The 13,467-nt window shown below is 42.9% G+C and carries 11 protein-coding genes and 1 pseudogene; 11 read left to right on the forward strand and 1 reads right to left on the reverse strand.

Annotated elements, in window-relative coordinates; translation table 11 throughout:
• The 7 genes from O3A65_08495 to O3A65_08525 form a co-directional block, all read left to right on the forward strand.
• Positions 1 to 1,202, forward strand: a 1,202-nt coding sequence (locus tag O3A65_08495) for a hypothetical protein (GenBank protein ID MDA1332500.1), incomplete at its 5' end; no start/stop codon positions are given.
• Positions 1,192 to 2,007, forward strand: a complete 816-nt coding sequence (locus tag O3A65_08500) for a glycosyltransferase (GenBank protein ID MDA1332501.1) — start codon at positions 1,192 to 1,194, stop codon at positions 2,005 to 2,007. The genes O3A65_08495 and O3A65_08500, both read left to right, overlap by 11 nt.
• Complete coding sequence (locus O3A65_08505) at positions 2,007 to 3,110, forward strand: hypothetical protein (protein MDA1332502.1); 1,104 nt, start codon at positions 2,007 to 2,009, stop codon at positions 3,108 to 3,110. The genes O3A65_08500 and O3A65_08505 overlap by 1 nt, the downstream gene beginning before the upstream one ends.
• Complete coding sequence (locus tag O3A65_08510; protein MDA1332503.1) at positions 3,082 to 5,325, forward strand: glycosyltransferase; 2,244 nt, start codon at positions 3,082 to 3,084, stop codon at positions 5,323 to 5,325. The genes O3A65_08505 and O3A65_08510 overlap by 29 nt, the downstream gene beginning before the upstream one ends.
• A 173-nt stretch (positions 5,326 to 5,498) precedes the next feature.
• A complete protein-coding gene (locus tag O3A65_08515) occupies positions 5,499 to 6,761 on the forward strand; it encodes a hypothetical protein (protein ID MDA1332504.1) in 1,263 nt (420 codons plus the stop codon).
• Positions 6,762 to 6,836: 75 nt separating this feature from the next.
• Positions 6,837 to 7,400 (forward strand): sugar transferase, encoded by a 564-nt coding sequence (locus tag O3A65_08520; GenBank protein ID MDA1332505.1) that lies wholly within the window; start codon positions 6,837 to 6,839, stop codon positions 7,398 to 7,400.
• Between the two features lie 22 nt (positions 7,401 to 7,422).
• A complete protein-coding gene (locus tag O3A65_08525; GenBank protein ID MDA1332506.1) occupies positions 7,423 to 9,366 on the forward strand; it encodes a nucleoside-diphosphate sugar epimerase/dehydratase in 1,944 nt (647 codons plus the stop codon).
• Between the two features lie 13 nt (positions 9,367 to 9,379).
• On the opposite strand, the pseudogene O3A65_08530 reads toward O3A65_08525, so the two are convergent.
• Positions 9,380 to 9,681 (reverse strand): annotated as a pseudogene (locus O3A65_08530) (adenylyl-sulfate kinase).
• Between the two features lie 202 nt (positions 9,682 to 9,883).
• Here O3A65_08530 and rfaH point away from each other — a divergent pair.
• From rfaH to O3A65_08550, 4 genes are all read left to right on the forward strand, one after another.
• The gene (rfaH, locus tag O3A65_08535) at positions 9,884 to 10,378 is read left to right on the forward strand and encodes a transcription/translation regulatory transformer protein RfaH (protein ID MDA1332507.1); all 495 of its coding nucleotides are present in this window, start codon (positions 9,884 to 9,886) and stop codon (positions 10,376 to 10,378) included.
• Positions 10,379 to 10,583: 205 nt separating this feature from the next.
• Positions 10,584 to 11,849: a glutamyl-tRNA reductase gene (gene hemA, locus O3A65_08540; protein ID MDA1332508.1), complete on the forward strand. Its 1,266-nt coding sequence runs from the start codon at positions 10,584 to 10,586 to the stop codon at positions 11,847 to 11,849.
• Positions 11,850 to 12,926, forward strand: a complete 1,077-nt coding sequence (prfA, locus tag O3A65_08545; protein ID MDA1332509.1) for a peptide chain release factor 1 — start codon at positions 11,850 to 11,852, stop codon at positions 12,924 to 12,926.
• A 22-nt stretch (positions 12,927 to 12,948) separates the two neighbouring features.
• On the forward strand, positions 12,949 to 13,467 hold a 519-nt coding region (locus tag O3A65_08550), incomplete at its 3' end, for a peptide chain release factor N(5)-glutamine methyltransferase (protein ID MDA1332510.1).

The following is a 13,467-nucleotide window of genomic DNA, read 5'->3' on the forward strand; positions in this document are numbered from 1 at the left end:
CACAAATCTACGCAATATACGTTTTTTCAAAAATCCACCAACCGAGTAATGCGGCAGTGATCGTTCTTTTAATGGGGTACTCGGTATGGATTCAAATTTTTGAGTTCGGCGCATCCCAAACGTTACAAAACGGATTTAACTCAAAAATTTTGAGGCTAAATGGTGCCTGTAATATTATCGTAGGACACTATATCTTGATGGTGATGCTAGCCATGCTTTTGATATTGTTTCCTGAAGCAATAGACTTATTCCGGGGTGGAGTTAAGGCGTATGGATCGCAGACAGATGCTCTAGCATTTCCCATTGGCGTTGCGTTAATGTTGGTGAGTACTAATAACGTTCTAATACAAAGAATACTTCTCGTGATTAATAAAGGAATACTTTCCGGCAAGCTATTAATGTTGCAAGGTATTTTAGCTATCCTTATTTTATCTTTTTTTCAATGGCATAGCGCAGGCCTACTAGAGTCGGTTGCTATTTATCTGACTATTCCAACATTAATCCATACGCCATTGATATTTAAATTCGGGGTGCGAGCGTGGCGGAAAAAGTATGGTAAACCATTAAATTGGCGATGGATTTTTAAAAATGCTTTTGGATTTTGGGGTCTAAATGCATTGTCTTTGGTATACCTTGGCGCGGACTCCTTTTTTGCAGCAAAGTATCTGACGGATACAGATCTGGTTGCTTATCATTTTTCATCTAGATTGTTTTTCATCTCATTCATCGCATATTTTTCCTATATTCAGTACAAGGCACGAAATATAACAACTGATACGCGTTCCGACCAGATATGGACGTTTGTAAGAAGGGGAATGTTGATTGGTATTCTCTCCGTGACCCTCGTGCTAACCGGTTCCGTGTTGATCGAGTGTACAGATATTATTGAATATATTGATGCATCGGGGTTTTTTGTTATGTCACTTATATCGTCGGCTGCTTTATATTTCGGTATTCGAGTATTTCGTGATGTAGGCTTAGTAGCAGTTTGGAATTTGGGATTAAAGCGATTTTTGTATGCACTTCATTTTTTTGAAGTTATCTTTTGTTTTGTACTATTAAATACGTTTGCGCCAATGTTTGGTGCTAAGGGCATATTTTATGTTATGGCGTTTATCGCAACGATTAGCGCGGTAGCTATCTATATTGCGCTCAATAGGGCATTAGCCATAAATAATGTGAGGCCATCATATGCAACTTAGCGAGGACGAGGTTTACGACGCTCATGTTGATAGGCTTCTCTCGATTATTACAGTTTGCCGTAATGACGTTCTGAGATTAAAGAAAACAATAATCAGCTTGGGTGCTTTTTATGGCGATGAGAGATTTGAGCATTTAGTTGTTGATGGAAGTTCCACAGATAACACTAGGCACTTAGTAGAACCTTTCATAGCAGAAACGAATTTTAAATATCATGTAGTCACTGATTGCGGAATATTTGACGCGATGAATCTTGGTATATCGTATTCTCGATCGCCGTTATTACTATTTTTGAATTGCGGCGATACCGTGATCGGAAGTCCGGATGAATTTTATGCAGCTTTTTGCAAATTAACCAGGCAAAATAACAGTGAACCGGATATAGCCTGTTTCCCTATTCGTCAGGTGGTTGGCGATGTTTTTAAAACGCTTGTGCCAAAGACTTCCTCTCGCCATAAGATGCCAACATCTCACCAAGGTATGATATTCGGTAAACAATTTATCCTAAGAAATCGATATGAAACGATATACAAAATAGCTGGTGATTATGATCTGTATCTTCGGGCCGAGAGGATTACTGTTCTCGGAGCGGAAATATGTCAGAGTTTGGTGGCGGTTGAGGCTGAAGGTTATGCTTCTGCTCATCCTGTCAGGGCATATTGTGAATACATTATTATTGCTTCCCGCAGGTTGAAGGGCGCGCCTAAGTTAATGGCAATTTTCCTCATCATGGCTAGGGCGTTGCTTGTTATCCCTATAAAGTTATTTTTGCCTTCTAAATGGATTTTGATCCTTAAAGGAATTTGATGGTTGGTATAACTTCAAATTTTCCTAATAAGACTTTCAAGATTGTTCTGATTTTAGGCGGCTTAAAGTTTTTGTGTGTATTACTCACCCTATCAGTCTTTACAAAATTTACTCCTCTGGTGGATGCTGAGAATTTTCTGATAGGAGCTTACTTAGGCGATAATGTTGATTTAAGAACGGCTCTGGTGCAACAGTCAGCCTTAATGCTATCAAACTTTGGCAGTAGCCTATTTGTCCACTTTGCGTTTGCTTTATTCTCACTCTTGGGATTTTTTTACTACTACTTGAAGGGCGGTGCTCGCTGGCAGTTATGTCTGGTTCTATTTTTTCCTAGTACTTTAATTTGGACCTCAGTGCTTGGTAAAGAAGCAATTTTTTACGGTGCTTTTACGTTGTCTTTGGTTATTTGGGGTTCATTTGTGCACCGCAAGTGCGTAGCTTTAGATTTCGTGCTCTTGCTCTTGGCACTAATAGTTTGTTTGATCTTTCGACCGCATTATGGATTGGTGATTATATGGTTGTTTATGTCGGTGGTCCTGATGGATAGATTTAAGAATAAGGCCTGGATATGGCTAAGTCTATTATTTTGTTTAGGCGGCGCACTATTCGCTCATTTTGCCTGGGAAACAATGACTCATCATGCTTTTTATGGAATCGATCCTAACGCGCGCGCAAGTCGGTTTGTTTTTTTTGGGATTGAACAACTTAGTGGTGAAGGTTTCCCGAAATATGAGGCCTTACTGCCGTTAGGGGCGGTACTAGGAATCGTTGGTCCAATGCCAATAGAAGTATTCGCGAGACCCTTATTGCTGCCATTTTTCTTTGAAGGCGTTTTGATACTTATATTTCCTATTATTGTTTACTCCTACGCGGAAACACAATCTTTTTTAGGTCGAAAACGGTTCAGGACTATTTTTTGGATGTGTCTCGTGCCGGCAATTTTTATCCTATTTGTGATCCATGCACCCTGGGGACTTTTGAATCCTGGATCAGCAACGCGCTGGAGAGTAAATTTTGATGCGATCTTTCATATGGCGCCAATGTTGTTGTTATATAGTTTTTTAGATAACAAACATGATGAAAATAATCCACTTTCATCCTAACGCGCGCTACGCGAAAAAATTTGTTGCTCCATTGATGAATGCGGAGAGAGATTGCGGGTATGAGACACAATTAGTTGTGTCTTCGAATCCAGATGAAGAGGTAGCGGTCGAGACGTTTCCTTTCAATTTGTCGATTGAGAATATTCTTGGGTTGCCATTAGTTCTATGGCGACTGAAATCATTCTTGAAGCTTAGCCAGCCTGATATTATTTTCAGCCATAATTCTAGAGCAGCTTTACTGCCGTTGTTAGCCGCGTTGTGGAGTGGGGTTCCAGTTCGGGTGTACTTTAATCATGGCGTCCCTTACCCGGCTTACACAGGGCCAACGCGTTGGTTGCTCCGAGCATTAGAATATTGCAATTTGTTACTATCAACACGTGTGGTAACTGTCTCGAAAGACATGGTCGATTTGTTAAATACCTTTGCATCAGGCATTAATCCGAGTCTTATAAATGAGGGATCGGCTTGCGGAGTTGATCTTGGAAACTACGCTGTAGATTTGTGTGGAAAACCAGAGTGGTGTAAGAGGCATGGTCTTCATGTGCAAGATTTGATAGTTGTATATATCGGTAGGGCCGAAAAGCGCAAAGGGTTTGATTTTATTTTGCGATTGTTTGTAGATCAAATTTCAAACGCACATATTAAACTAGTGCTGTGTGGCCCTTCGATTGAAGATGTAAGTAGGGTCCTTCATGAAGTGCCTCATAATATAATTCCTCTTGGATTCGTCAATGATGTGCCCGAGGTTCTGGCATATGCAAACGTACTCCTCCTGCCGTCTCTACATGAGGGGTTGTCTTATGCTGTTATCGAAGCGCAGGCGGCGGGAACGTTAGTAGTTGCAAATAATATTCCTGGATTAAGATGTATTATTGAAGATGGTGTTACTGGATTTTTAGTTGACGCTAATGACCCAGAAAAATACGCAGACATTATTAGACAGGTTGATCTGAATCGAGAAGGTTTCCTCCATATACAGCAACAGGCTTCTGATTCTGTGACACGGTTTTCTCGCGATGTTTTTATGTTGGATTATGTAAGATTTTTGGATAAAATTTATTATAGAAAAAAAATTTGTTTTGTCGCCACTACAGCATTTGCAGTAAATGCTTTTTTAAAAGAGCAAATCTTGGCTTTATCAAAAATCTATAAAGTTATTTTGTGTGTTGACAACAGTGTTTACCCGCTATCGATTGACCTGGGGCAGGGTCTGACCGTTATATATATTAGAATCGAACGCAAAGTTTCGTTATTTCGAGATATAAAAGCTGTATTACGTTTGATTAAAATAATCAGCGCTAATTCCCCGGACGTGGTTCATACCCTTACGCCTAAGGCAGGCCTTCTAGGCCTGTTCGCTGCGTGGGTAAATAGAGTTCCAATACGCTGCCACACATTCACCGGACAGGTTTGGGTTACAAAGTCTGGATTGGCACGATATTTCTTAAAACAAGTAGATCGTTTTATCGTGGCCTTCGCCTCAAATATTTTTGTTGATAGTAACTCTCAGCGACAAATGCTTTACCGTGAGACTATTGCTAAAGAGGGCCGTATAGACATGCTTGGCACAGGGTCTATTGCAGGGGTTAATCTTAAGCGTTTCAGGCCAGACGTTAATACTAGATTAGAAAAGCGAAGAGAACTTGGATTGTCGGTTGGCGTCTGTGTTTATCTTTTTGTAGGTCGTATTACGATTGACAAAGGTTTGTTTGATCTATTGACTGCTTTTAAAGAAGTCGCGATCGATGTTCCTAATGTTGAGCTTTGGGTCGTTGGTCCCGACGAGGAAAATTTAGTGTGTACCTTAAAAAATTATTCTTCAAACTGTAATGCGCCAATTCGATGGTTCACACATACCACAAGTCCAGAAATTATGATGGCTGCTGCAGATGTATTGTTGCTGCCAAGCTATCGAGAGGGCTTCGGTTCAGTGATTATCGAAGCTGCTGCCTGTGAACTTCCAGCGGTTGCATACCGTATTGATGGTGTTATTGATGCTATAGAAGAGCACTTTACTGGCATCTTGGTTGATGTTGGTAACGTTGAGTCATTCGCTGCCGCTATGAAGACGCTCGCGCTCGATGAGGAGCTTCGGGTTCGTTTAGGAAGGTATGCCAGGGATAGGGTTCAACGACGTTTTAGTAGCGAATTGGTGACTGGTGCATGGCTTGATTTTTACCAGCAAGTATTTGACCGGCATTTAGGATCAATTTAAGTAACCTGCAGCTAGGTATAGTAGCGTTGTAATCTCAAAATGAATTGGGCATGAAACATAGGCGATATCTGATAGCTGTATTTGCGTGCGCGTTTATTTACTCGTGCTTGGTTAGTGTATTGATTCGCGAGTTGATAATTCCAGCAGTTTATCCTCAAAGTGAAGGGGGACATATGCCAGCCGACCCTTATTTTTATCACCTATTAGCAAAAAAAAACGTTGAGTCATTCTACCAGGGAGGCCTTGCGTTTAGTTTTTTTCCAGATGGCCAGGGAGTAGCTGGAATTGCTAGTTTAAGTTACTTAATAATTGATTCTGTGTATGCCATTGTTTTTCTAAATTGTATTTTGCATGCTGCGTCGGCCGTAATACTATTTCAAATATTGAGACATTGGTTTTCCCCAGTCAGTAGTATTGTTGGGATGACCCCATTATTGTTATCTCCTTATATGATGTATTGGTTCTCGCAAATAAATAAGGAAAGCTTCACATTATTTGGCGCCTTATTATTCATGTACGGATTCATTAAATTTTTACCGTTGGAGCAGTTCTTCTCTCGCCGAGCTTTTCTGACGATTATTCAAATGATTATAGGTCTTTTAAGTATTTGGTTGGTTCGACCCTTTGTGATTCAATTATTGCTTCCTGCCGTGACTCTCATTAGTGGAGCTGCTTTCTTTTACTATAAAAAAAATAAATTAATCAGGTTCTCGTTCGGGGTAGGATTTATCACTCTATTTAGTATGATCGGCCTTTTGGGCTCTCCGGGGCAGGCTTCACACGCAACTGTGGCACAAGCTATTAGAGAGCCGACAAAAATCTACCAGAAAGATGTTCCTATTGTGAATAAGTGTCATGAAAGCATTTTGAATTGGCAGCAGGCAGAATTTCTACCGTCTTTTGTCGATAAGCGAATGCGAGGGTTAATGGAGCAGAGATGTAGAATTTTCACGATCCTTGGTTACGAAAGTAATCCTACGGTATTGAAGTCATTCTTCAGCGTTGATTGGTTTCCTATGAGTTCTCTCGAGGCTATTTATTACATACCAACCGCTTTTTTCTATGGAGTTTTGTCTCCTAACTTTTGGGAGTTGCGATCGATTATTGAACCTAAATTCTCGATTTTTTACTTATTTTCTATTTTAGAATCTTACTTGATGTATGCGGGATTAGCAGGCCTTTTTTTATGGGTACTTCGTTATAGGCAATTTTCTGTTTTAGTGCCTATATTGTGTTCTTTAAGTGTTATGACCATATTTGCAATAGCAACTCCATTTTTAGGAGCTCTGTATCGCTACCGTTATTCATGGTGGATTTTATTAATTGGTTTAGGGTTGGCCGCGCTCTCGGAATTACGTAATAGGCGAATAAATGAAGGTTGTCATACCACAGGAAGTAACTCATCCAAAGTGAAAATAATTAAGATTATTGATTGAGAAAAGAAAGTGATGGTAAAAACGATGAATATCGAGTTGAGGCTTCCCCTCAAATAATGAGGCTTTAATTGCCATATGGCGAAAAGAATTTTTGATGTTAATCTAGCCTTGTTGTCGCTAGCGATTTTGAGTCCTATTTTACTCATAGTTGCTTTTCTAGTTTGGATATCTTCGCCAGGTCCTGTCTTGCATTGGAGTCAGCGGGTAGGAAAAAACAACCAGCGCTTTAAAATGCCTAAGTTTCGAAGTATGAATATTGCTACACCGACGGTGGCTACCGATGTATTAATAAATCCGGAGCAGTGGTTAACACCAATTGGGGCATTTTTACGAAAAACGAGTCTTGATGAGCTTCCTCAACTATGGCCTATTTTTATTGGTAACATGAGTTTTGTTGGTCCTAGGCCCGCGCTTTTTAATCAATATGACTTGATAGATCGAAGGACAAAAGCTGGCATTCACATCCTGTTACCTGGTTTAACGGGATGGGCTCAGATCCAGGGCCGAGACACTATAGCGCAGGATGAAAAAATTTCATTAGATATCGAATACTTGAATAAACGTTCTTTTTTATTCGACGTCTACATCATTAGTAAGACCTTTTGGAAAATTTGGGACGTTAGATCAGTGTCCCATTAAATCAACCAGTACCGGAGTAAGAATGTATTTGCATAAGTATGTATTGCCCGTGCTGTCACTGCCGCGATGGGCTAAACGCTTTGTTGTCTTGGTGCTTGATGCCGCCCTGTGCTTACTAACGGTCTGGCTCGCCTACTATCTTCGGCTGGGTGAATTTGTTTCCTTGTCAAAGAATGCCTTATTGGCTGCAATGACTTCCATCAGTATTGCCTTACCAATCTTCATCGTATCCGGCCTGTATCGCGCCATCTTCCGATACAGTGGCTGGCCAGCATTGTTGGCGGTTGCCAGAGCCGTCAGTATCTATGGCTTTCTTTATGCGTGCATATTTACGGCACTAGGTATTCAAGACGTCCCTCGTACTGTTGGGATCATTCAACCAATCCTCCTCCTCCTTTTTGTTGGCGCATCTCGAGCCTTGGCTCGCATTTGGCTCGGTGATCAGTACCAAAGCATTCTCAAGCGTGCCGCTCGCTCCAAGGTGCTCATTTATGGCGCTGGAAGCGCCGGCCGTCAGTTAGTCGCTGCCATAGCCAGTAGCCATGAAATGCAAGTGGTTGGGTTCCTGGATAACGACGACCGTTTGCACGGCCATGTGTTGAACGGGCAGCCTATTTACAACCCGGATGACTTGACGCACTTGGTGGCCAGTTTGGGTATTAGCGCCGTATTGCTTGCTATGCCGGCTTTGAGCAGGAAGAGCCGTAACGAAATTTTGGCCCAGATTCGAACAGCTCGTGTGGCTGTGCGCACGCTGCCGAGCGTAACTGATCTGGCGCAAGGAAAAGTCAGTATCTCCGATCTGCGCGAACTGGACATTGATGACCTGCTCGGACGCGAACCTGTCATGCCCAACTACATCCTGCTGGCGATGAATGGGCGTAAAAAGGTTGTCATGGTGACGGGCGCTGGTGGTTCGATCGGCAGCGAACTCTGCCGGCAGATTCTTTCTGTTGGCCCGAGCAAACTGCTACTGATTGACCAGAGTGAATTTGCTCTTTACGGCATTCATCAAGAGCTCGAAGAAAAGATTGTGCGCCGCGAAATTGTCTTGGTGCCATTGCTGGCCTCCGTGCAAGACGAAGAGCGCATGCGAGAGATCATGTCCACTTGGCGTCCGGATACGGTCTATCACGCAGCAGCCTATAAGCATGTACCGCTGGTTGAGCACAATCCTGCCGAAGGCATCAAGAACAATGTGCTGGGCACATTACGCACTGCCCAAGTTGCTGTGGAGAATGGTGTCTCCGACTTCGTACTCATCAGCACCGACAAAGCCGTGCGCCCGACCAACATCATGGGAGCAAGCAAACGGCTGGCTGAATTGGCATTGCAGGCATTGGCTACAAACGGCCCAGGCACCAAATTCAGCATGGTTCGTTTTGGCAATGTGTTGGGTTCGTCTGGTTCAGTGACGCCCAAGTTTAGGCAACAGATCTGTAACGGTGGCCCGATCACACTGACCCATCCAGAGGCCACTCGCTTTTTCATGACGATCCCGGAAGCCGCGCAGTTAGTGATGCAGGCAAGCGCCATGGCCACGGGCGGTGATGTGTTTGTGCTTGATATGGGCCAGTCGATCAAGATCATCGACCTAGCACGTCGGATGATTGAGCTCTCGGGCCTGACGGTGAAGGACGAGGGAAATCCTGATGGCGATATTGAAATCGAGACTATCGGTCTGCGCCCCGGCGAAAAAATCTACGAAGAGTTGCTGACTGGCGACAACCCCAAGCCAACCTCCCACCCAAGGATTATAAAAGCTCATGAGAATTTCATCCCCTGGGCTGACCTTCAAGGTAAGTTGCGTTTGCTGGAAATGGCCTTGAGCGTGAACGACGTCAGCGTCATTCGATTAATGATGAAAGAACTCGTAACTGGCTACACGCCGAACGATGAGATCGTCGATTGGGTGTATCTGGAGCAGGTGACGGACGTGATTGCTATGGACGCAATAAATCCGTAAGCGAGTTAATTGCTCATTCCAAATTCTGATTCCCATGTGATAAGACGCAGTCTGGACTCAGGGGAGGTGTATACGGTCTATTGATGCCAGTCATGTTTGGCAGATGCCCGCTGCGCGCCTTCTTGTAAATTCCCTTAAGGTGGGGTTGTTCATAGCTTCCAGCGGAGTATTGACAAGTACCTCAATAAAGTACTCTGCTCCAATGAGCTCTCGCACCATCTAGCGCTCCGCCCGAAAAGAGCTTATGAAGGCAGTCATCACGATCAGGCCAGTATCTGTCATCAGCTTGGCCGCTTCGGCCACCCGCCGGATGTTTACGTTCGCACCGAGTTAAGTTTGAAAGTGAGAGTCTTTCTGCGTATTAGCTAAAGAAAGTTCGTGGAGTATCCGCTAGCCAAGGAAGGACCTTGTGAAATACACGTGTTACACTTAAGCTGTTAGCTTGTCAGTCGTTTTAAATCGTGGTTAGATTTAACTTACATGCATGTTGGTCATGTCATAATAGAAAGGACTTAATTTGTCTTGGTTGGTTATCTATACTAAACCGCGACAGGAGCTTAGGGCGCAAGAAAATCTTAAGTTCTTGGGTCTTGACGCTTTATTTCCTTTGAGACCGATTGAGAAAATAAGGAGTGGAGCCATATCGGTAGGCTTTGAGCCTCTTTTTCCGAGATATATTTTTGTTCGAAATGATCTTGAGCTTTTTCAAAAGGTTTCGCATGCGGTGCGAAATACAAGGGGTGTGTCAAAGGTATTAAAGTTTGGAGGTAAGTTTGCCGAGCTAGATGAAAAAACGTTTAAACAAATGTTAGATTTTGAGAAGGTGTTATCCGTAAACCCAGTGAAGGCATACGAACAAGGAGACAATGTTGTGTTTTCTCACGGTGCTTTCCGAAATATTCAAGCGGTCTACCAAGAGCCCGAAGGAGACAGAAGGGTCATATTGCTTTTTGATCTTCTCAATAAGCCGGTGATGCTCTCCGTGCCGGTTAGTGCAGTCAAACGGATATAGTGGGCCAATGTATACTGGTGTTGGATTTTTTTACGTCTTTCACGTCCGCAATGTGAGTATTTTGTAAAGATTCCGTGAGCTAAATGGATAATCAATCAACGTCGTTAGCGACTATCATCTTAAGTCTTGGTAGATATTTATTCTCCTTGGCCTAACAAGGAGTGTAAATTTTCGCGCGCATATTAAGTATAAACGCTAATCCCAATTGTCAGATCAGGAAAAAAATTACTTTTCTGTGGGGTTTAACCATGATACCTGTCCGCTCGATCTTAGAGCGGCATTAGCCATCGGTGATCATGAAATAGACCTTGCCTTGAAGAGCCTACAAAAGGTACAGGGGGTTAGTGAATCTGTGATTTTGTCTACTTGCAATCGGACAGAGATATATAGCGTCGCTGCTAACTTGGATGCAATCCTTAGATGGTTTATAGATTTTCGTGGTGTTAGCGACAAGAATATTATCCCCGTTCTTTATAAATATCAGGATGAATTGGTTGTCCAGCATGCTTTTCGTGTCGCGGCCGGTCTTGACTCGATGGTTCTAGGTGAGACACAGATTCTTGGACAATTAAAAAATTCAGTGCGAGAAGCAGAGTCGGCCGGTACGCTTGGACCCAAGCTAAGACGGTTATTCGACGTTAGTTTCTCGGTCGCCAAACATATTAGAACTGAAACTAATGTCGGGGCGCACTCAGTTTCTCTTGCGGCCGCATCTGCTAAGGTTGGCGAACGCATCTTTGGATCTCTCTCTCATTCAAATGTTTTGTTTATCGGAGCGGGAGAGATGAGCCGTATTTGTGCCGAATATTTTGCGTCTCTTGATGTTCAAGGTATTTCATTCGCAAATCGAACTTTGAGTCGTGCAAAAGATCTCGCATGTACGTTTAAAGGAAATTTTTTCCCTTTAGGCGACGTTTTTCATAAATTAGGTGAATTCGACATTGTTGTTTCGTGTACTGGTAGCCCAATACCTATTGTTGGCAAGAAAGCGATAGAAAAAGCGATTGAGACGAGACGTCATAAACCAATTCTCCTTATTGATTTAGCGGTGCCTCGCGATATTGAGCTTGAGGCGTCTGATTTAGAAGATGTATTTCTTTATACAGTAGATGATCTTGGTGAGATTGTTAAAGATGGTGTGAAAAATCGTGAGGAAGCTGCACAACATGCGGAGAAAATAATACAGGAACGATTGATTCAATTTAAATCGCAGGTTGCTAGAGAAAAAATCGTACCAGTGATCAAGAAATTTCGAAAGCATGGTGAATCGATTATGGAGGGCGAGTTAAATAAGGCGCTTTTGTTAATCGCTAAAGGAGAGGCGCCAGAAACGGTTTTAACGAGTTTGTCGAGAGCAATCACGAATAAATTTATGCACCACCCTAGTCGTGTACTTAATGATGAGTCGTCTGACTTGAAAGTGGATCTCGGCGAGGCCTTAGAGAAATTGTATGGGCTAGATAAAGATTAAATGAAACAGTCGCTACTAGACAAGCTAGAAAAATTATCCTTAAGGCACGAGGAGCTCAATGTGTTGATGAGTTCTGAGACTGCGACTCTGGATATGGATGTATTCACTGGATGGACACGCGAGCATGCTGAGCTTGAGCGGATCGTTTTGAGTTATCGAGAGTATTTAAAGGCTGATCAGAATATCTTAATGGCTAAGGAGTTACTTAATGATCCGGAAATGAATGAGCTCGCCAAAATTGAGATTCATGAGGGAAAAGAGAAAAAATCCAATCTAGAGAGTATTTTGAAAAAAGCCTTATTACCTAAAGATCCCAATGATAGCCGAAATGTATTTTTGGAGATACGGGCAGGTACTGGAGGCGATGAGTCTGCTCTTTTTGCGAATGATTTGCTTAGAATGTACTTGAAATACGCTGAAAAGAATCGATGGTCGGCTGAGATAGTTTCGCATAACGAATCTGATCTTGGTGGTTATAAAGAAGTCGTCGTTAAGATTAGCGGTGACAGCGTTTACGCCCAACTAAAATTTGAGTCTGGAGGCCATCGAGTGCAGCGAGTCCCAGAAACTGAAACACAGGGTCGGGTTCATACAAGTGCCTGCACGGTGGCAGTTTTGCCAGAGGCGGATCAATTGAAAGATATTGAGATTAACCCGAGTGAAATACGGATTGATACGTACCGGGCTTCAGGGGCGGGCGGTCAGCATATTAATAAAACGGATTCTGCGATACGTATTACTCATCTTCCCACTGGTTTGGTTGTGGAGTGTCAGGATGACCGCTCGCAACATAAGAATAAGGCTCAAGCATTATCAGTGTTAGCTGCCAGGTTGAATGCGCTACAGGTACAAGAGCACCAAGCTAAAGAGGCGGCGACTCGGAAGACACTGATCGGTAGCGGCGACAGGTCGGAAAGAATTAGGACTTATAATTTCCCACAAGGTCGATTGACCGAACACAGGATTAATTTGACGTTATACAAGCTTGCTCAGATTATGGAGGGAGAGTTAGACGAAGTCGTTGGCAATCTACTCTCGGAGCATCAAGCTGAATTACTAGCGATTGCATCGGAATAGCGAAAACATTAAAAAACGAGCCATGACAAAAACTGATTCACTGGAGTCGGATATCGCGAGCTTAGCTCAAACTGCTGGCATATCTAGATCAGAAGCTATTGGTGAACTAAAAATCTTATTTGCTCACGCGAATGGCTTAGCTCCATTGGAATTGATCAAAGAGCCCAGCTGTATGTTGGAGCCAACGAAGGTCAAAAAATATAAAAGCCTGCTCCAAGATCGACTTCAAGGCAAGCCGATCGCGTATATTTTAGGGTATAAAGAGTTTTACGGATTGCCGTTTAAAGTGAATGAGTGCGTACTAACGCCAAGGCCTGAAACAGAGCTTCTTGTAGATCTGGCAATTGAAAAAATTCAAAGGCATAACCTGAAGACGGTTTTAGAGCTTGGGACGGGATCGGGGGCAATTGCAATTTCGTTAGCCGCTCATTTACCAGACATTGAAATTATTGCTACAGATATTTCGGTTAGGGCTCTTGAAGTTGCGGCAAGCAATGCTAAGACCGTTTGCCCAGATGCGTCAATTTCGTTCGTCGAGAGC

Source organism: Pseudomonadota bacterium, assembly GCA_027624715.1.
In the GTDB taxonomy this organism is placed as follows: Bacteria; Pseudomonadota; Gammaproteobacteria; order Burkholderiales; family Eutrophovitaceae; genus Eutrophovita.

What these genes read in the sequence shown, in the direction of transcription:
- O3A65_08510 (MDA1332503.1), top strand. Translation starts at nt 3,082, where the DNA reads ATGATGAAAATAATCCACTTTCATCCTAACGCGCGCTACGCGAAAAAA.
- prfA (MDA1332509.1), top strand. Translation starts at nt 11,850, where the DNA reads ATGAAACAGTCGCTACTAGACAAGCTAGAAAAATTATCCTTAAGGCAC.
- O3A65_08500 (MDA1332501.1), top strand. Translation starts at nt 1,192, where the DNA reads ATGCAACTTAGCGAGGACGAGGTTTACGACGCTCATGTTGATAGGCTT.
- O3A65_08525 (MDA1332506.1), top strand. Translation starts at nt 7,423, where the DNA reads ATGTATTTGCATAAGTATGTATTGCCCGTGCTGTCACTGCCGCGATGG.
- O3A65_08520 (MDA1332505.1), top strand. Translation starts at nt 6,837, where the DNA reads ATGGCGAAAAGAATTTTTGATGTTAATCTAGCCTTGTTGTCGCTAGCG.
- O3A65_08505 (MDA1332502.1), top strand. Translation starts at nt 2,007, where the DNA reads ATGGTTGGTATAACTTCAAATTTTCCTAATAAGACTTTCAAGATTGTT.
- O3A65_08515 (MDA1332504.1), top strand. Translation starts at nt 5,499, where the DNA reads ATGCCAGCCGACCCTTATTTTTATCACCTATTAGCAAAAAAAAACGTT.